Consider the following 18856-nt stretch of genomic DNA (forward strand, 5'->3'; position numbering starts at 1 on the left):
TCCACATCCCGATCTGCTGCGCTTCGCCCCTGTTGATCGCTCACTCGACACTCTGCCCTGTTCGTTGTGCTCGGGTGTGTAGATCGTCCGTACCGGATGGCCCGTCGATCGGCCCTTCGGCGCCTTCATCATCCCTCACGTTGGGCGAGGACGCACTCGACTCCTCCGGCGAGGAGGTTCGATCTCGGCCCTGTACCTGGACCGACTGCTCCGCGCCGGAACCCAGTGCGTCGAGCACCGCACGGGCAGTGGCAACCCCGACCCCCGGGACCGCCGTGATCTCGTCGACCGTGGCTTCCTTCAACTTGGCCACCGACCCGAAGTGGCTCACCAGCGCATTCCTGCGGGTTTCCCCCAGACCGCGCACGGAGTCGAGGGCGGATGCCGTCATACGGCGCGAACGCTTGCTGCGGTGGTAGGTAATGGCGAATCGGTGCGCTTCGTCGCGGACGCGTTGCAGTAGGTACAGCGACTCGCTCGCCCGCGGAAGAATGACGGGGTCGTCCTCGCCCGGAACCCACACCTCTTCGAGGCGCTTCGCCAGCCCGACGACGGCAACATCCGTCACACCGAGGTCGTCCATCACTGCGGCAGCGGCATTGACCTGTGGCAGGCCTCCGTCGACGACATAGAGATTGGGTGGATACGCGAATCGCCTCGGTCTACCCGTTTGTGGGTCGATGGCTGCTTCGGGAGCGAGGTCACCACCGTCCCCTCCTCTCGCTGCTTCGTTCGCGAGGTCCTTGTTGTGGCGAAGAAACCTGCGGCGAGTGACTTCGGCGATGCTCGCAACATCATCCGAGCGACCGTCGCCCGCTGCTTCCTTGATTCCGTAGTGCCGGTAGTCCGACTTCTTGGGCAACCCGTCCTCGAACACGACGAGGGATGCAACGACATCGGTGCCCTGCACATGACTGATATCGACACATTCTATCCGCAACGGGGCCGAATCCAGGTCGAGTGCTTCTTGAATTCCTTGCAGGGCAGCCGACCTCGAGGTGAAGTCGCCTGCCCGCCGCAGCTTGTGCTGGGCGAGCGCCTCGTGCGCGTTCCGCTGCACGGTTTCGGCCAGCGCCTTCTTGTCACCGCGCTGCGGAACCCGCAACTGAACCGCCGAACCACGCAGTTCCCCCAGCCATTCCTGGATCTCGGGGGCGCCATCCGGAAGCACCGGAACGAGGACCTCACGCGGAACCGCGTTGGTGGTCGAGTCCGACGCACTCTCACCCGAGAGCGCAGCCTGTTCGCCGTAGAACTGCGTGAGGAACTGCTCCACGAGAGCGGGCAGATCCGACTCCCCGCGGCGTTCGTCACCTGCCGCATCGGCCACGTCCCCGGACTTCTCGACCACCCATCCACGCTGACCCCGCACCCGGCCGCCACGAACGTGAAACACCTGTACGGCTGCTTCCAGTTCGTCGGAAGCGAACGCCACGAGGTCGGCGTCGGTGCCGTCACCCAGCACCACGGCCTGCTTCTCGAGGGCCTTCTTCAACGCTCCGAGGTCGTCCCGCAGACGTGCGGCCAGCTCGAAATCGAGCTCTTCGGCCGCGTCCTGCATGCGGCGTTCGACCTCGCGCACGAGCCGGTCGGTGCGCCCGGCGAGGAAGTCACAGAAATCCTCGACGATCCGCCGGTGCTCGGCGGCCGACACCCTGCCCACACACGGTGCCGAACACTTGTCGATGTACCCGAGCAGACAGGGCCTGCCGATCTGGTTGTGACGTTTGAAGACGCCCGCCGAGCACGTTCGGGCGGGAAACACCCGCAGGAGTAGATCGAGGGTCTCGCGAATCGCCCACGCGTGTGAATAGGGACCGAAATAGCGAACGCCCTTGCGCCGCGGACCTCGATACACGAAAAGCCGGGGGAACTCCTCCCCCAGGGTGACGGCCAATACCGGATACGTCTTGTCGTCGCGATACCGCACGTTGAAGCGCGGATCGAATTCCTTGATCCAGTTGTACTCGAGCTGAAGTGCCTCGACCTCGGTGCTGACAACCGTCCACTCCACGCTCGCAGCCGTCGTCACCATCTGGCGGGTGCGTGGGTGCAGCGAGGTTATGTCGGCGAAGTACGAATTGAGCCTCGAGCGGAGACTCTTCGCCTTGCCCACGTAGACGACGCGGCCGTGCGGGTCCCGGAACTTGTATACCCCCGGCGCAACAGGGATGGTTCCGGTTGCAGGTCGGTAGGTCGAGGGATCAGGCACACCACCACGTTAGCGGGAGCCACCGACGCGACCACCCGCAGGAGCGCCTACCTCCGCCATCAGGAACGGGTGTATTCGGCCTCGACGGCCCGGAAGCGACGAACCGCGTCCACCGCGTACTCACGATCGTTCGCCTGAATGGCCATGACCGGGATGTATTCGTCGTCGGGGAGTTCGATACGGGCCCAGGCAGCGCCATCGGGAAAGGACAATCCGCGGGCCAGATCCCAGTCGACGATCTTCTCGCTCAGGACGTTTCGTACCGCGATACCCGAGGGCCCGACTCGCAGGCGCGGGCGGGTGAGAAGAAGCACACCGGCCGCCAGGATGCATCCGAGTCCTGCCATCGCGAGCTGATCCGACCGCTGGAAGAACACCCCGGTCTGCTCGGTGCGCAGAAGGATGCCCAGCGTCACGTGAACGACGACCAGGAGCACCGCGACCGCGATCGCAGCCCTCCGAGACTTGCGTGGTCGCGCGATCAGCTCCCACTGCCGGTCGGCGTCACGGCTCTCGCTTGCGGCGGTCACCGGAACGAATCCTCCGTCCACGGCTGCCGTAGGTGCTTCAGCGTCACTGCCGCGTCCAATGCCGCAGCGCACGCTTCGGCACCCTTGTCCTCCTTGGAGTCGGCAAGGCCTGCACGATCGAGTGCCTGCTGCTCGGTGTCGGTCGTGAGAACGCCGTTTCCGACGGGAGTGCTCTCGTCGAGAGAAACCCGCGTGAGTCCGGCAGTCACCGCGTCGCACACGTACTCGAAGTGCGGGGTTCCGCCCCTGATGACCACACCGAGCGCCACCACTGCGTCGTGGGTCCTCGCCAGGGCCTGCGCCACCACGGGCAGCTCTATCGCGCCGGCGACCCGCACGAACGTCACGTCTTCTATCTCGGCTTCCTCGGCAACCCGGTGAGCTCCGGCGACGAGGGCATCCGAGATCTCGGCGTGCCAACGGCCGGCGACGATCGCCAGCTTCAGGTCCTTGGCATCCGACACCGACAGATGCGGCACTCCCTCAGCGCTCACCGCACTTCACCGGCCTCGTAATCGTCGAGACCGATCAAGTCGTGGCCCATGCGGTCACGCTTGGTGCGCAGATAGGTCAAGTTCTCCGCGTTCGCCCTCAGCGGCATGGACACGCGTTCGGTGATGTGCAGACCGTAGCCGTCGAGACCCACCCGCTTCGCGGGATTGTTCGTGAGCAGTCGCATCGACGAGATACCCAGATCGACGAGAATCTGGGCACCGATGCCGTAGTCACGTGCGTCGGCTGGAAGACCGAGTTCGAGATTGGCGTCCACGGTGTCGGAACCGGAGTCCTGCAACTGATATGCCTGCAGCTTGTGCATCAGACCGATACCCCGACCCTCGTGACCCCGCATGTAGAGGACGACACCGCGACCTTCCTCCGCGACCATGTCGAGTGCGGCATCGAGTTGCGGCCCGCAGTCGCAGCGCAGCGAACCGAACACATCGCCGGTCAGGCACTCCGAGTGGACCCGCACGAGAACGTCGCTCCCGTCCTTGTCCGGTCCCGCGATGTCCCCACGCACGAGAGCCACGTGTTCCACGTCGTCGTAGATGCTCCGGTAGCCGACCGCGGTGAACTCACCGTGCCGGGTGGGGATGCGGGCATGGGCGATGCGCTCGACGTGCTTCTCGTGTTTGCGGCGCCACGCGATCAGATCGGCAATCGAGACGAGAGCAAGATCGTGATCGTCGGCGAACACGCGAAGCTCGTCCGTCTGCGCCATCGCGCCCTCGTCCTTCTGGCTGACGATTTCGCAGATGACTCCGGCGGGACGCAGGTCCGCCATCCGTGCGAGGTCCACGGCGGCCTCGGTGTGTCCGGGGCGGCGAAGGACGCCGCCGTCCTTCGCGCGCAACGGAACGACGTGGCCGGGCCGGGTGAAGTCCTGAGCGCCGGTCGACGGATCTGCCAGCAACTTCATCGTCGCGGCACGGTCAGAGGCCGAGATACCGGTTCCGATACCTTCACGGGCATCGACGGTCACCGTGTACGCGGTGCCGTGCTTGTCCTGGTTCGTCGCGTACATCGGGGGAAGTCCGAGACGGTCGCAGTCCGCACCGTCGAGCGGAACACACAGGTACCCGGACGTGTAGCGAACCATGAATGCCACGAGTTCCGGCGTTGCCTTCTCGGCCGCGAAGATGAGGTCACCCTCGTTCTCACGGTCCTCGTCGTCCACGACGACGACCGCTTTGCCTGCGGCGATATCGGCGACTGCGCGCTCGATGCTGTCGAACCTGGTCACGTGCTCGGTCTCCAACGTCTTCACTAGAGCAACTACGAATACCTGCGGATGCACCTCGAGGATGCAACCCAACAGTACGACCTAACCCGATGCGCCATTCAGGCGCTCCACGTACTTTGCGATCACGTCCACCTCGAGGTTCACCGGAGAACCGACTTCGGTGCCACCCAGTGTCGTCATCTCGAGCGTGGTGGGGATCAACGAGATCTCGAAATACTCGTCGCCCTTGTCGCCGCCGAGCGCGGATACCGTCAGCGACACTCCGTCGACCGTGATCGACCCTTTTTCGACAACGTATCGAGAGATGCTGTCGGGTAGAGCGATTCGGACGACCTCCCAGTTCTCGGAAGGACTGCGGCTCACCACGTGCCCGGTGCCGTCGACGTGCCCCTGAACGAGGTGTCCACCGAGCCTGCTCCCCAGGGCCGCGGCGCGCTCGAGATTCACCCGACTGCCGACGCCGATCCGGGTGAGGCTCGATCGGTCGAGTGTCTCCTTCATCACGTCCGCGGTGAACGACCCGTCGGCGAGAACGTCCACGACGGTCAGACAGACGCCGTTGACAGCGATGGAGTCGCCGTGCGATGCGTCCGACGTCACCAGCGGGCCACGAACCGTGAAACGCGCGGCGTCGGTCAGGTCCTCCCTTGCGACGACCTCACCCAGTTCCTCGACAATTCCTGTGAACACGTCCGCTACTCCTGTCTTCCCACACCAGGACCCGAGTCCCGAATCAAGCTCAACAAGATGTCGGGCCCGATTGTTTCCACGGATTCGCGGCTGAACCGGCGAGCCTCCGCGATGGTCTGTACTCCCGCGTCGCCGACGGCCGCGGCACCCGCACCGAGGATCGCCGGAGCAACGAAGGCCTGAATTCGGTCCACCGCGTCGGCAGCCAGGAAGGCGCCGGCCAGGGTGGGGCCACCTTCGATCAGTACGTCGGTGAGATCGGTGAGGGTGTCGATCACCTCGTGGACGTCGCGCGTTCGCAGGTGCAGGGTCGGTGCAGCATCGTCGAGGATCCGCGAACTCGCCGGAATGTCGCGGGTGCCGACGACCACACGCAGAGGTTGCCTGGCCGCGAGCGAGCCGTCCGGCATTCGCGCAGTGAGCCAGGGGTCGTCCGCGACGACCGTGCCCGTCCCCACCACCACGGCGTCGAGCTTCGCGCGGTCCTCGTGCACACGGCCACGAGCGGCGGGCCCGGTGATCCACTGGCTGGTGCCGTCCGCCGCCGCACTGCGACCGTCGAGAGTGGCGGCATATTTCCACGTGATGTGCGGCCGACCGGTGCGCTGCTTGTGCAACCATGCCCGCAATGCCCCGCGCGATGCCGCCTCGGACCCGATTCCGCCGGTGACTCGGATCCCGGCCGCCTGCAAGGTTGCCGCCCCACCGGCCGCAGCCGGATTGGGGTCGTCGACGGCATAGTGCACCGTCGAGACCCCGGCGTCGATCAGCGCCTGCGAACACGGGCCGGTTCGCCCCTGGTGATTGCACGGTTCCAGCGTCACGACGGCCGTTCCACCGCGAGCTGCGGCGCCGGCCTGCCGGAGCGCGACGATCTCCGCATGTGGCCCGCCCGGCGGCTGGGTCATGCCGACACCCGCGATCGTCCCGTCCGTCGCCAGAATCACCGCTCCCACAGCTGGGTTGGGGGTGCTGAATCCGCGCGCCGATTCCGCGGCTTCGATCGCGATCGCCATCGTGGCCTCGATGTCGGCACGACTGTTGGTGTGGGCCACGGAGGTATCAGTTCGCCAGAGTCAGGTGCGGTGACGCCTTCGCTGCCTGCTCGCGAAGCGAGCGGACGGCAGCATCGGGATCCGCTGTCCCGTAGACCGCAGACCCAGCCACGAAGCAGTCGATACCGGCTTCGGCCGCCTGTTCGACGGTGTTCGCGTTGATACCGCCGTCGATCTCCACGAGAAGTGTCAACTCACCGGAGTCGACCAGTTTGCGGACGGCACGCGCCTTGTCGAGCACCTCGGGCATGAAGGACTGACCACCGAAGCCGGGCTCCACACTCATCACGAGGAGTGTGTCGAAGTCTTTCAGAATCTCGAGATACGGCTCGATCGACGTCCCCGGCTTCACGCTCAGGCCGGCCTTGCCGCCCGCCGCCCGGATGTCGCGAGCAACCGCGCGCGGATCGTCGGTCGCCTCGGCGTGGATCGTGACGTTGTGCGCACCCGCCTCGGCGTACGGCGGCGCCCACCGGCCGGGGTTCTCGATCATCAGATGGCAGTCGAGCGGGATGTCGGTGGCCTTCAACAGGCTTTCGACCACGGGAAGACCGAGTGTGAGATTCGGGACGAAATGGGCGTCCATGACGTCGACGTGGAGCCAGTCGGAGCCCGCGACGGCGGCGGCCTCGTCCGCGAGACGCGCGAAATCGGCGGACAGAATGGACGGTGCGATCATCGGATGTGCCACGCGGCGGAGTTTAGTCGGTAACACCCACACGGTCGGTGTCGCCACCGCGATAATCGACGCATGCCGATGTGGGAACAGGTAGTGGAAATCGCAGAGAACCTGCCGGAGGTCGCGGAATCCACGTCGTACGGAACACCTGCGCTGAAGGTTCGAGGCAAGACCTTCGCACGGCTACGGACGGAATCCGACGGTGGATTGGTGGCGATGTGCGCCCTCGACGAGAAGCAGGCACTTCTCGCCGAGGGCGCACCGTTCTACACCACACCCCATTACGACGGTTACGGCGCGATCCTCGTCGATCTCGAACAGGTCGAATCCGGGCGGCTGGCCGAAGTTCTCGAGGACGCGTGGCGAACGAAAGCCCCCAAGCGTCTGATCGCGACGTTCGACGAGGAGTCGCCCGGCGCCGGATAGGTCAGACGCCCAGCTTCAGCCCGGCACCGGCGTCGACCCGCAGTTGCTGGCCTGTCACGAATCGTGATTCGTCCGACGCCAGGAAGACGACGGCGTGCGACACGTCCGACGGTTCGACCCACGGGGTGGGCATGGCCTGCATGAACGGGAAGGTGACCTTCGCGTCCTCCGCGGTGGGGTTCGGCAGGTCCGGACGGAACGTGCGGTACATCGGCGGACTCTGCAGCATGTCGGTGTTGCAGTTGGTGGGGTGTACGGCGTTGACCCGGATCGACTTGGGGCCGAGGGTCAGCGCGAGCGAGTTCGTGTACGTCCAGATCATCTTCTTCGCGAGCCCGTAACCGTCACCGCCAGGCCCCTGTAGCGCCTGCTGACCGTTGAGACCCGTTTGCGGAACGAGTCCCGCAACCGAGCCGGTAGCGATGATCGACGCACCTTCCTGGAGGTGCGGAATGGCCACGTGGATGGTGTTGATCACGCCCACGAAGTCGACGTCGAATGCATCGACGAACCCTTCGACGGGGACCTCGGGCCCGAGCGGGGCTATGCCCGCATTGGCAACGACGACGTCGAGTCGACCCAACTCGGCCACGGCCGAATCCAGCGCGGTCTTCAGAGCCGCCCGATCACGCACGTCGACCTTCGCGGTGACCACCCGCTGGCCGGACTTCTCGACCAACTTGCGTGTGTCCTCGAGATCCGCCTCCGTGGCGAGCGGGTACTCGTTGGAGTCGATGTTCTCGCACAGATCGAACGCAATGACGTCTGCGCCCTCGTCGGCGAGCTGCACGACGTGACTACGCCCCTGTCCGCGGGCAGCTCCGGTGACGAGAACGACCTTTCCGGCAACGCGATTCATCGAAATCCTCCAGTCGAGTGTGATGCATGACACAACTGAAAGTAGAACACGTTTTAGTCAGTCCTGGAACACGTTATAGAGATTCCGGGTCGACCGGCCGTCAGTCGTTCGGCTTACGCAACGCTGCGAGGAACATCGCGTCGGTGCCGTGCCTGTGCGGCCACAGCTGCACGCCGGGACCCGCACCGACGTTCGGCACGTTCGGCAGCAAACTCGGAGTGTCCAGTTGGGTCATCCCATAGCGCCGAACCGCGTCGGCCACGACCGTCACCGTTTCGGACAGATGCGGCGAGCAGGTGGAATAGAGCACGACACCACCCGGACGCACCAGGTCGATCGCGGCGGCGAGCAGTTCGCGCTGCAACTTGGCCAAATCTGCAACATCCGACGGCTGTCGACGCCAACGCGCCTCCGGACGCCGCCGAAGTGCGCCGAGTCCCGTACACGGGGCGTCGACGAGGATCCGGTCGTAGCCGGGTTCGAGCCCGGACTCCCGGCCGTCGACCACCCGGACGTCCACCGGTAGCTCTCGCGTCGTCTTGCGGATGAGCTCGGCGCGATGCTCCACCGGTTCGACCGCGTCGAGACGTCCACCTTCGATCCCGGCCAGCGCGCCGAGAAGCGCAGCCTTGCCGCCGGGGCCCGCGCACAGATCGAGCCAGCGGCCGCCATCCACGCCCTCGACGGGTGCCTGGGCGAGAGTGCGGGCGACGAGTTGGCTACCTTCGTCCTGAACGCCGGCAAGACCTTCGCGAACCGCGTCGAGCAATCCGGGATCTCCGCCGTCGAGATACACCGCATACGGCGAGTAGCGGCCGATCTCCCCGCCTGTGACGAGTGCGAGTTCCTCGGCCGAGATCTCTCCCGGGCGGGCCACCAGGTGAACAGCCGGACGAGCGTCGTCCGCGAGGAGCGCGTCCTCGAGCTCACCGGCATCTGCACCCAGGGCGTCGGCGAACGCCTGCGCGATCCACGTGGGGTGTGCGTAATGGAACGCAACTCTCCCGACCGGATCTTGCGGGGCCAGGCGGTCGACCCACTCCTTCTCCGAACGCTCCGACACACGCCGCAGGACGGCGTTCACGAAACCGGACTTTCCGGGGCCTGCCTCGGCCCGGACGAGATCGACGGATGTCGCGACCGCCGCATGTGGAGCGACCCGGGTCCGCAACAACTGATAGGTACCGAGACGCAGAACGTCGAGCAGTTCGCCGTCGACCTCCTCGATCGGCCGTCCCGCGCAGTCGGCGATCACCGCGTCCAGCAACCCCTGAGCGCGCGAGGCGCCGTAGGCCAGTTCCGTTGCGAGTGCCGCGTCACGGCCGTCGAGGCGACGTTCCCGAAGCAGCCCGGGAAGAACGAGGTTCGCGTAGGCATCGCGTTCACGTACCGCCCGCAATACGTCACGCGCAGCGAGGCGCGGCTGGTCCAGGTTCGCCTGCGCCGCGTCGGGGCGTCCCGGCTGCTTCGGCCTGTTGTTGCGAGACCCGGCACCGCGCGCGCTCCTGTCGCCGCGAGGCGGTGGGGAGTTCCTGGAATCGGAACCGGAGCGACTTCGCCGCGACGGTCTTCTGGATTCGCTCACTGTGCTCGTACCTCCACGTCGAGTCGTGCTCCGCGCGCCCAGTCGGCTGCGGCCATCTCCTTCTTGCCCTGCGGCTGGACGCGGTCGAGTCGTACGGCTGTCGTGCCCGTTCCCACCGACATACCCGACTTCGACACGGCCATCTCCCCCGGCTCGAGGTGTTCGTCGGTATGCGCCACCGGCCCGAGCTTCACGCGGAGGTCACCGATGGTCGTCCACGCGCCCGGCGCCGGGGTCACCGATCGGATGTGCCGGTCGACCAACGCAGCCGGTCGATCCCATCGAATGCGAGCGGCGTCGACGGTGACCTTCGGTGCGTACGACACACCGTCGGCAGATTGCGGGACGGCGGAAAGTGCGCCGTCCTCGATTCCGTCCAACACCGAGTCGAGAAGGATCGCACCGCCGGTCGCCAGTCGCCCCAACAGATCGCCCGACGTATCGGTGTCCCGAATCCGTTCCGTGACGACCCCGTACACCGGCCCCGTGTCCATCCCCTCCTCGAGACGGAACGCACTCGCGCCGGTCATGTCGTCGCCGGCACCGATGGCAGCCTGAACCGGCGCTGCACCGCGCCATGCGGGCAACAACGAGAAGTGCAGGTTCACCCATCCATGGGTAGGGATGTCGAGCACGTTCTTCGGTAGCAGCGCACCGTAAGCGACGACCGGCGCGCAGTCCGGAGCAAGAGCCTCGAGGCGCTCCACGAAATCGGGTTCGGACGGACGACCCGGGGTCAGTACTTCGATGCCGTGCGAGTCGGCGAGGGCCCCGATCGGTGATCGCACCAATTTGCGGCCACGTCCAGCGGCGGCATCCGGCCTCGTCACGACAGCGACGACCTCGTGCCTGGTCGACCCGATCAGGCGCTCGAGGGAGGGCACTGCGGCATCCGGGGTGCCGGCGAAGACTATGCGCATTCGGACCACACCGTCGCGGCGGCAGTGAACGCAGCCAGATACTCCGACACCAAGAAATCTCCCTCGCAGACAGCGCCGGACTCCCCGGCGCGACCACCAGTCTAAGGAGTCCGTGCACGCCTACTTACCCGCCGTTACGAGTTGCTGTCGAAAATCACCTGTGGGATGTCCGCACCGAGAGGCACGAACTCACAGTCGGCTCGCGGCTGCGCATCAGGGTCGAGCGCGCTGCGAACGAGATCCAGCGTGAAGGGATCGTACGGCGCCCGAAAATGCCCGGACGCGTTCTGCGGGCACACGTCCGAAACGATGATGTTCGTAGCTCCCGGACCACGCAGCGCCTGATTCGTGTACGGCTGGATCATCTCGTCGTAGCGTGATCCCACGGTGGTGTACGCGACCCCCGCAACCGTGTCGACCGGGTTGTTCAGCTCGTTCAGGAACGGTGATCCCTGCAGCTGCTCCAACACCGCCGTCGACGTGGCCCTCCTGACGAAGTCGTCGCCACCGGGTAGTCCATGAAGGGCTGGACCCAGCCCGTACATCGTGCCGCCGTAGGTGGGTGACGCGAGTCCGACCCATTTCCGTACCTCGGCCGAACCGCCGAGTTTGTTCACGTAGTACCGTGTCACATTGGCTCCTTGCGAGTATCCGACGACGTCGACGTGTGTGGCCCCGGTCGCCGAGCGGACCTTGTCGACGAATCGCCCGAATTCGTTCGCGCTCGCAACGAGATGACCCGTGCCGAACGATTCTTCACCCGATCGATCGTCGGGATCCGCTCCGTAGTCGAGCGCGAAGACGCAGTAACCGTCCTCGGCGAGCATCGGCGCCAGCTTCGCCCAGTCGCGGTACGCGCTGGAGTCGGTGCCGTGCGCGAGTACGACCGGCTCGCGATGCTCCACCGACGGTGTGCAATCGAAATCGTTGGAACCACTCGGCGAACTTCCCGGATGCGCCTGCGCGTAGGCGACCGCCGCGCTGCGAGCGCCCTGCGGTGGGCCGGCCGCACCGGGATCCGCCGCCACGTGACCACTACCTGCGATCACCGCGCCGACACACAGGCACAGGGTGCGAACCACGCATCCGGATGTTCGGTTCCGATTCATCCCGCACCACGATCCTCTCCGATTCGTACCGGCTGGTCTTGTTCAGAGCCTGCCCGCGGGAGGGAGGTGGGGTACCCGCGCCACGGTCACGTTTACCGAACGGATTCGCCTACATTCGATGTCGACAGAACTTCGCCGTTATCGATCGGAGTCACCTGGCCCGGACTCGCCGCCGGCGGAGTCGTCCGGCGAAGGAGCGTCCGGTTCCTCCGCGAGAATCCGGTACAGCGAACGCCGTGCCTCGACCAGCACGTCGGCTGCGCGCCGGTTCTGCTCTTCGTTACCCACTGCGGCCACCTGCCCTGCAGCGCCCATCAACTGTCCGATAAGGCCCCGCAGATCCTGCGCCGAACGCCCCACTGTGTCGCGGACGTCGTCCCACGGCGAACCCAACTCACTACGGTTCGTCTCGACGTAGGCGGTTCCCTCCTCGGTCAATCGAGCCGTCTTCCGGCCCTTGACCTTTTCGATCACGACCAGGCCCTCGTCTTCGAGTTGCGCCAGAGCTGGATAGATCGAACCGGGGCTCGGCTTCCACACCCCCTCGCTACGTCCGACGATCTGCTGGATCAGCTCGTAACCGTGCATGGGATTGCCCTCGAGCAGCAGGAGAATTGCAGCACGGACGTCGCCGCGCCGCCCTCTCCCGCCTCGCCCACGACCGCGACCGAAATGCCCACCAGGACCGTACATGCCGTCGTCGAAACCGAATCGATCCCGCCTGGGTCCGCGTCGATGCGGCCCTTCGGCGTAAGCGAATCGGCCGCGTCCGGCTCCATGACCGGTTCGCGGCCCACGGCCGCGTTCGAATCCTTCCATCACAACCTCCTAGGTTGAACTATTGATGATGCATCGACGATATATCGTCAATAGTCTTCTGGCAAGGCAGGGGAACGATGTCGTTGTTCTCAGCCGATGCGGGAAGGGTCGATCTGAATGCGCACAGGCTTCGTCGACCGGCGCGCGCTGCGGGCCGCCTGAGCAGCAGAGAGTGCTCTGGCCACTTCACGTCCTTGCGATCGCGGAACGCGCACCAGCATCCGCAGAACTTCGTCGGGCTCGGGTGTGTCACCGGCGAACGGAAGCCTTGCCCCGACGGGAAGGTCGACGGGACCGAGTACCTCGGAACCCGGCGGCAGATCCGCCGCCGCCACCAACTCCCCTATCGCCTCGGAACTGCCGTCGATCGCGGCCATGTGCACCATCGGCGGAAACCCGACTTCGGCGCGTTCGGACACCTGGGAGTGGGCGTGCCCCACCGGATCCCAGCGGACCAGCGCCTGCACAGTCGGGATTCCGGAATCCGCGACGACGACAACCTGCCCGCCGGCTTCGAACGGTACGACGAGGGCAGCAGCCGACATCCACCGGCGCATCGTTTCCTCCGCGGCACGCAGATCCGCACGGCCCAGCAATGCCCAACCGTCCAGAAGCAACGCAGCACCGTATCCGCCATGCGCAACCGGCTCTGCACCTACCGTCGCGACCACGAGCGCCGGCCCCTTCGGAATCTCCGACAGAACTTCCGATCCACCGGACATTCGCACGGTCACACCCGGAAACGCCCGTCCGAGTTCCTCGGCGGTGCGTCCTGCACCGACCACGACCGCTCGCAGTTTTCGGGCTCCGCACGCGTGACATCGGTGCGCTGCGTCGGAGACACCGCACCACTTGCACGCCGGGGTGACAGCACCGTCGTCGTTGGCAGCCGCCGGCAGTGCAAGTGGACCGTTGCAGCGGCGACAGCGCGCAGGCGCCCGGCACTTCCCGCAGGCCAGACTCGGGACATAGCCGCGCCGCGGTACCTGAACCAGCACGGGCATGTTCGCTTTCAGGGCCTCCCGCGCGGCCGCGAACGCAATCGCCGGCAGACGCGCCGCCCGCGCAGCAGGGTCACGGGCAAGAGCCTGGTCACTGTCCGCCAAGGCAGTGATCTTCGGTGAACTGGATCGAATCGTGTCGCGCGAAGCAACCAGGTCGTGCGCCCAACCGGAGTCGACGAGCGCCTGCGACTCCGCCGTCCTCGCGTGGCCGCCGATCACCAGTGCGCAGCCGGAACCGTGCGCACGTAGAAGCGCGACCTCACGCGCATGCGGATACGGCGCCCGCGGCTCCGACAGATTGTCGTCACCGTCGTCCCACAGCACGATCAGTCCGATGTCCGGAGTCGGTGCGAAGACTGCAGCCCGAGTGCCGACCACGATTCTCGCGGTACCCCTCAACGCGGCAAGCCAGCGACGGTAGCGCGCGGCCGGCCCCAACCCGGCCGAAAGACCCACGACGTGATCACGACCGACGACCGACGAACACGCGTCGACGACACGATCGAGATCGCGTTGATCCGGGACCACCAGCACCGCACTTAGCCCGGACACCGCGATGACAGCGGCCAGTTCGGCGAGACGCCCCGGCCAGTCCTCCCCGGGCAAGGCCTGCCACACCGCCCGCGGCATCCGTTTCTCCGACAGTGCGTTGACGAAGGCACCGCCGTGCACGTAGCGATCCCAGGCCGACACGTCCACCGGACCGACAATCGCCTGACCGGCGTCGTCCGCCGCCTTCTCGGACTCCACCCTCGCGTGTCGGGGCGGGATCGCCAAACGCAGCACGTCGGCGCGGGTTCCGGCGTAACGGTCCGCGACCGCGTCCACGAGCTTCGCTATCTCCGGAGTGAGAACGATCTCGGGAGACACGACCCTCTCGATCCAGCCGAACTTGCCCTGGTGGTCGCTGGTCGCCGTTCTCGCAACGACGAACCCGTCCACCAGCCGACCCGCGAAACGCACCCGAACGCGAGCACCCGGCTGCGCGTCCGCGCTCGCTTCCTCCGGTACGAGATAGTCGAACTCGCGATCGAGGTGAGCCAGAGGAAGCAGCGGCAGAACCCTTGCCACCGGGTTCTGTTCGGCTGCCGTCTTCTCCTTGCTCACCTTCGGGCGGGCGACGGAATTGCCCGTTCTAGAGTCCGGCTGCGGCGCGGAGCTTCTCCGCACGATCGGTGTTCTCCCAGGGCAGCTCGATGTCCGTGCGTCCGAAGTGTCCGTATGCGGCCGTCTGCGCATAGATCGGGCGCAGCAGGTCCAGGTCCCGAATGATGGCGCCCGGCCGTAGGTCGAACGTGTCCGAGATGGCCTGCTGAATCCGGGCAGGGTCGGTGTGCTCGGTCCCGAACGTCTCGACGAACAGACCCACCGGCGCTGCCTTGCCGATCGCGTAGGCGACCTGGACCTCGATACGGTCCGCGAGTCCCGCCGCCACTGCGTTCTTCGCGACCCAGCGCATGGCGTACGCCGCCGACCGGTCGACCTTCGACGGGTCCTTGCCGGAGAATGCGCCGCCGCCGTGACGAGCCATGCCGCCGTAGGTGTCGACGATGATCTTGCGACCGGTCAGGCCGGCATCACCCATCGGACCACCGAGCACGAACTTGCCCGTGGGATTGACCAGGAGTCGAACCTCCGAGGTGTCCAGTCCCGGGATGTTCAGTTCACTCAGCACCGACCCGAGCACCTTTTCACGAAGATCCGGGGTGAGCAGGTTGTCGAGATCGATGTCCGCAGCATGCTGAGTGGAGATGACGACGGTATCGAGCCGCACCGGCTCGTCGCCGTCGTACTCGATGGTGACCTGGGTCTTGCCGTCCGGCCGCAGGTAAGGAAGCACACCCGACTTGCGGACCTCTGTGAGCCTGCGTGAGAGCCGGTGCGCGAGCGCGATCGGCAGCGGCATCAACTCCGGGGTGTCCTTGGTCGCGTACCCGAACATCAGGCCCTGATCGCCCGCGCCCTGACGATCGACTTCGTCGTCGCTGAGTTCGCCGGTTCGTACCTCGTGCGAGTGGTCGACGCCCTGTGCGATCTCGGGTGACTGCGCACCGATCGCAACGTTGACACCGCAGGAGTTGCCGTCGAAGCCCTTCAGTGACGAGTCGTACCCGATCTCGAGGACCGTGTCGCGCACGATCTTGGGAATATCCGCCCACGCCGTGGTGGTGACCTCACCGGCGACGTGAACCTGACCGGTGGTCACCATCGTCTCGACTGCAACGCGGGCGCGCGGGTCGTCGGCGAGGAGCGCATCGAGAATCGAGTCGCTGATCGCATCACAGATCTTGTCCGGGTGCCCCTCCGTCACGGACTCACTGGTGAATAGCCGACTACCGGACTTGCTCACAGACATACCCTCTCGACGACGTGTTTCATTGGAAACGGTCAGTGACGGGAAGCGATTCCCGACCCTCACGACCCAGCTTAGTCACGAGGGATCGCGAACGACCCTAGCGCCCACGTCCGACCGGCAACATACTTACTTGCAGCTGGAGATCGCAGGCTACCGAGCTTCTGCGAGACGTGGGGCGAGCGAATCGAGCACGCGACTCGCCATCAGTGCCTTGGACCCGTGTTCGAGTGCCGACTCGGAGCCGTCCGCACCGAGCAGCCAGCCGTCGTTGTGATCGACCTCGAACGCCTTGCCCTCTCCCACCGCATTGACGACCAGCAGGTCGCAACCCTTGCGGCGAAGCTTTTCCCGAGCGTACGACAGGACGTCCCCGTCCGCGTCGCCGGTCTCGGCGGCGAACCCGACGATCACCGTCGACGCATCGATTTCTCCGGAGGTGCGAGATTGGACGAGGCCCGCCAGGATGTCCGCGTTTCGGGTGAGGCCGATGGAATTCGGTTCGTCGGCCCCCTTCTTGATCTTGCTTGCCACCACTGTCGTCGGGCGGAAGTCGGCCACAGCCGCGGCCATGATGACCGCATCGCACGCCGATGCGTGCTTCGCAACGGCCACACGCATGTCCTCGGCCGTCTTCACATCGACGACGTCGACCGCGGCAGGTGCATCGAGTCCGGAGGTGTACCCGGCGACGAGGGTGACCTGGGCACCACGTTGGGCCGCGAGCCGGGCGATCGCATACCCCTGCTTCCCGGAACTGCGATTACCGAGAAAGCGGACAGGATCGAGGGGCTCACGGGTCCCACCTGCCGACACCACGATCCGCCTACCGACGAGGTCCTGCGGAAGTGCTTCGGCCCGTTCCAGCAGGAGCGACGCCAGGCCGACGATCTCCTCCGGCTCCGGAAGCCGTCCGGCACCGGTGTCCTTCCCGGTCAACCGACCGGAAGCGGGCTTGATGACGACCGCTCCCCGGTCGCGCAGGGTGGCGACATTGGCAACTGTTGCGGGGTGCTCCCACATCTCGGTGTGCATCGCAGGGGCGAACACGACCGGACACCGTGCGGTGAGCAGGGTCGCGGTCAGCAGGTCGTCTGCCCGCCCGCCGGCAGCGCGCGCCATCAGATCTGCGGTGGCAGGAGCGATGACGACGAGATCGGCTTCCTGGCCGAGCCGAACGTGGGGAACCTGAGGCACGTCGGTGAATACCCCGGTGTGCACCGGATTCCCCGACAGGGCCTCGAACGTCGCCCGTCCGACGAACTCGAGCGCCGATTCCGTGGGGATCACCCGTACGTGGTGCCCGTCCTCGGTGAAGCTCCGGATGATGGCACAGCTCTTGTAGGCCGCGATACCGCCGCCCACACCGACGACGATCCGTTTACCGACAGTCGGCGACGGTCCCGCAGCACGGGATTCGAACGAGTCGGATGCGTGCTCGGGCACCGCAGCTCCTCCGCTCACTCGCCTTCGGTGTGCTCGAGAAGATCGGAATGGATCTCGCGGAGTGCGATCGAAAGCGGCTTCTCCTGCAGTCCCGGCTCGACGAGGGGTCCGACGTACTCGAGGATGCCGTCACCGAGCTGGTTGTAGTAGTCGTTGATCTGGCGCGCTCGCTTCGCCGAGTAGATCACCAGCGCGTACTTCGAGGAGGTCCGGTCGAGGAGCTCGTCGATGGGCGGGTTGGTGATGCCGAGCGGTGTGTCGTAAGCAGGCAGACCGTGGGCCTCGACTGCGGACGCTGCTGCGGGGGTGCTGCTCACTCGGTATCTCCTGAATTTGGATCTGGTTTCGGTTGTTCTACCTGCGAATATCGCTACTCGATGCAGGTGAACAGTGCTTACAGGGCGGCGGTCACGGCCGTCCAACCAACAAGGATACCAACTCGTCGCACGAACGGCCGACATCCTCGTTGACTATCACCTGGTCGAACTCGTCTCGGGCCGCCAATTCCACGCGTGCGGTCTCGAGTCTCCGTTCGACCACCTCGGGCGGTTCGGTGCCTCTGCCCGTCAGGCGATCGACGAGAACCTCCCAGCTCGGCGGTGCCATGAAGACCGATACCGCTTCCGGCATGGCCGCACGCACGGCTCGGGCTCCGGCCAGATCGACCTCGACCAGCACCGGCCTCCCGGCACGGAGAGCGTCCTCGACCGGTTTGGCTGGTGTCCCCGACCGCTGTAGGCCACCGTGAATCTCCGCCCACTCGAGCAGTTCGCCGTCGTCGATCATCCGCTGAAACTCTGCGGCCGAGGTGAACCGATAATCGATGCCGTCGACCTCGCCCGGCCGGGGGTCACGCGTTGTCGCGGACACGCTGAACATCAGGTCCGGGAGCCGCTCGCGCAGCATCCGCACCACACTCGACTTGCCGACAGCCGAGGGGCCGGCCAGAACAACCAGCCGACCCCTCTGCACTGCGGTCTTGCACTCTGACACTTGTGCGTCAGCCACCACTGTCGTACTCAGGCCTCGAAATCGAACCTGGCGAGCAGAGCCTTGCGCTGCCGATCACCGAGGCCACGAAGGCGACGGGTCGGAGCGATCTCCAGCTCGGTCATGATCTCCTGCGCCTTGACCTTGCCCACCTTGGGCAGGGCCTCGAGCAGCGCCGACACCTTCATCTTGCCGAGGATCTCATCCTTCTCGGCGTCGGCCAGAACCTGCTTCAGGTCCGTGCCGCCGCGCTTGAGGCGATCTTTGAGCTCAGCCCTGGCACGACGGGCAGCAGCCGCCTTCTCCAAAGCAGCGGCGCGCTGCTCATCAGTCAACTGGGGAAGGGCCACGGTTCCTCCGTCTCATCGTTGGCAAACAGTCCAAACCACTGGTTAACCAGCGGCGATAGCGACCGTACTCAGGCTTGCCGCCGAT

General features: G+C 65.9%; 19 protein-coding genes. 1 reads left to right on the forward strand and 18 read right to left on the reverse strand.

From position 1 onward, the window contains the following. Positions 1-40: 40 nt before the first annotated feature. From uvrC to rpe, 7 genes are all read right to left on the reverse strand, one after another. The gene (gene uvrC / locus ACFWO3_RS09360) at positions 41-2212 is read right to left on the reverse strand and encodes an excinuclease ABC subunit UvrC (RefSeq protein ID WP_378576434.1); all 2172 of its coding nucleotides are present in this window, start codon (positions 2210-2212) and stop codon (positions 41-43) included. Between the two features lie 59 nt (positions 2213-2271). Beyond that, entirely contained in the window at positions 2272-2742 is a 471-nt protein-coding gene (locus ACFWO3_RS09365; protein ID WP_378576437.1) for a PH domain-containing protein, read from the reverse strand. After that, complete coding sequence (gene ribH, locus ACFWO3_RS09370; RefSeq protein WP_378576440.1) at positions 2739-3236, reverse strand: 6,7-dimethyl-8-ribityllumazine synthase; 498 nt, start codon at positions 3234-3236, stop codon at positions 2739-2741. The genes ACFWO3_RS09365 and ribH overlap by 4 nt, the downstream gene beginning before the upstream one ends. Then, a complete protein-coding gene (locus ACFWO3_RS09375) occupies positions 3233-4486 on the reverse strand; it encodes a bifunctional 3,4-dihydroxy-2-butanone-4-phosphate synthase/GTP cyclohydrolase II (RefSeq protein ID WP_378576442.1) in 1254 nt (417 codons plus the stop codon). The genes ribH and ACFWO3_RS09375 overlap by 4 nt, the downstream gene beginning before the upstream one ends. An 81-nt stretch (positions 4487-4567) precedes the next feature. Continuing rightward, complete coding sequence (locus tag ACFWO3_RS09380; RefSeq protein ID WP_378576444.1) at positions 4568-5176, reverse strand: riboflavin synthase; 609 nt, start codon at positions 5174-5176, stop codon at positions 4568-4570. A gap of 5 nt (positions 5177-5181) precedes the next feature. Continuing rightward, positions 5182-6231 carry a bifunctional diaminohydroxyphosphoribosylaminopyrimidine deaminase/5-amino-6-(5-phosphoribosylamino)uracil reductase RibD gene (gene ribD / locus ACFWO3_RS09385; RefSeq protein ID WP_378576446.1) on the reverse strand — a complete coding sequence of 350 codons (1050 nt, stop codon included), beginning with the start codon at positions 6229-6231 and terminating at the stop codon, positions 5182-5184. A 7-nt stretch (positions 6232-6238) separates the two neighbouring features. Then, complete coding sequence (gene rpe, locus ACFWO3_RS09390) at positions 6239-6922, reverse strand: ribulose-phosphate 3-epimerase (RefSeq protein ID WP_378576448.1); 684 nt, start codon at positions 6920-6922, stop codon at positions 6239-6241. 60 nt (positions 6923-6982) lie between these two features. Here rpe and ACFWO3_RS09395 point away from each other — a divergent pair, with 60 nt between their 5' ends. Then, positions 6983-7336, forward strand: coding sequence for an MmcQ/YjbR family DNA-binding protein (locus ACFWO3_RS09395; RefSeq protein WP_378576451.1), 354 nt, complete (start codon positions 6983-6985; stop codon positions 7334-7336). A 1-nt stretch (position 7337) separates the two neighbouring features. On the opposite strand, the gene ACFWO3_RS09400 is transcribed toward ACFWO3_RS09395, so the two are convergent. From ACFWO3_RS09400 to mihF, 11 genes are all read right to left on the reverse strand, one after another. After that, positions 7338-8195 carry a mycofactocin-coupled SDR family oxidoreductase gene (locus ACFWO3_RS09400; RefSeq protein ID WP_378576453.1) on the reverse strand — a complete coding sequence of 286 codons (858 nt, stop codon included), beginning with the start codon at positions 8193-8195 and terminating at the stop codon, positions 7338-7340. A 100-nt stretch (positions 8196-8295) separates the two neighbouring features. After that, entirely contained in the window at positions 8296-9780 is a 1485-nt protein-coding gene (locus ACFWO3_RS09405; RefSeq protein ID WP_378576455.1) for an RsmB/NOP family class I SAM-dependent RNA methyltransferase, read from the reverse strand. Continuing rightward, the gene (fmt, locus tag ACFWO3_RS09410; protein ID WP_378576457.1) at positions 9777-10700 is read right to left on the reverse strand and encodes a methionyl-tRNA formyltransferase; all 924 of its coding nucleotides are present in this window, start codon (positions 10698-10700) and stop codon (positions 9777-9779) included. Before fmt ends, ACFWO3_RS09405 begins: the two co-directional genes overlap by 4 nt. A 134-nt stretch (positions 10701-10834) precedes the next feature. After that, the gene (locus tag ACFWO3_RS09415; RefSeq protein WP_378576459.1) at positions 10835-11809 is read right to left on the reverse strand and encodes an esterase/lipase family protein; all 975 of its coding nucleotides are present in this window, start codon (positions 11807-11809) and stop codon (positions 10835-10837) included. Between the two features lie 138 nt (positions 11810-11947). After that, positions 11948-12628, reverse strand: coding sequence for a PadR family transcriptional regulator (locus ACFWO3_RS09420; protein ID WP_378576462.1), 681 nt, complete (start codon positions 12626-12628; stop codon positions 11948-11950). A gap of 89 nt (positions 12629-12717) precedes the next feature. Next, positions 12718-14739: a primosomal protein N' gene (locus ACFWO3_RS09425; RefSeq protein WP_378576464.1), complete on the reverse strand. Its 2022-nt coding sequence runs from the start codon at positions 14737-14739 to the stop codon at positions 12718-12720. A gap of 28 nt (positions 14740-14767) precedes the next feature. Continuing rightward, on the reverse strand, positions 14768-15982 hold the full coding sequence (metK, locus tag ACFWO3_RS09430; RefSeq protein ID WP_378576674.1) for a methionine adenosyltransferase: 1215 nt from the start codon (positions 15980-15982) through the stop codon (positions 14768-14770). Between the two features lie 156 nt (positions 15983-16138). Continuing rightward, positions 16139-17362, reverse strand: a complete 1224-nt coding sequence (gene coaBC / locus ACFWO3_RS09435; RefSeq protein WP_378576676.1) for a bifunctional phosphopantothenoylcysteine decarboxylase/phosphopantothenate--cysteine ligase CoaBC — start codon at positions 17360-17362, stop codon at positions 16139-16141. Between the two features lie 83 nt (positions 17363-17445). After that, entirely contained in the window at positions 17446-17748 is a 303-nt protein-coding gene (gene rpoZ, locus ACFWO3_RS09440) for a DNA-directed RNA polymerase subunit omega (RefSeq protein WP_378576466.1), read from the reverse strand. A 91-nt stretch (positions 17749-17839) separates the two neighbouring features. Then, positions 17840-18442, reverse strand: a complete 603-nt coding sequence (gmk, locus tag ACFWO3_RS09445; protein WP_378576469.1) for a guanylate kinase — start codon at positions 18440-18442, stop codon at positions 17840-17842. Positions 18443-18450: 8 nt separating this feature from the next. Continuing rightward, positions 18451-18771: an integration host factor, actinobacterial type gene (gene mihF / locus ACFWO3_RS09450; RefSeq protein ID WP_378576471.1), complete on the reverse strand. Its 321-nt coding sequence runs from the start codon at positions 18769-18771 to the stop codon at positions 18451-18453. Positions 18772-18856 lie beyond the last annotated feature (85 nt).

It is taken from the genome of Rhodococcus sp. NPDC058521 (assembly GCF_042719695.1).
GTDB lineage: Bacteria > Actinomycetota > Actinomycetes > Mycobacteriales > Mycobacteriaceae > Rhodococcus_F.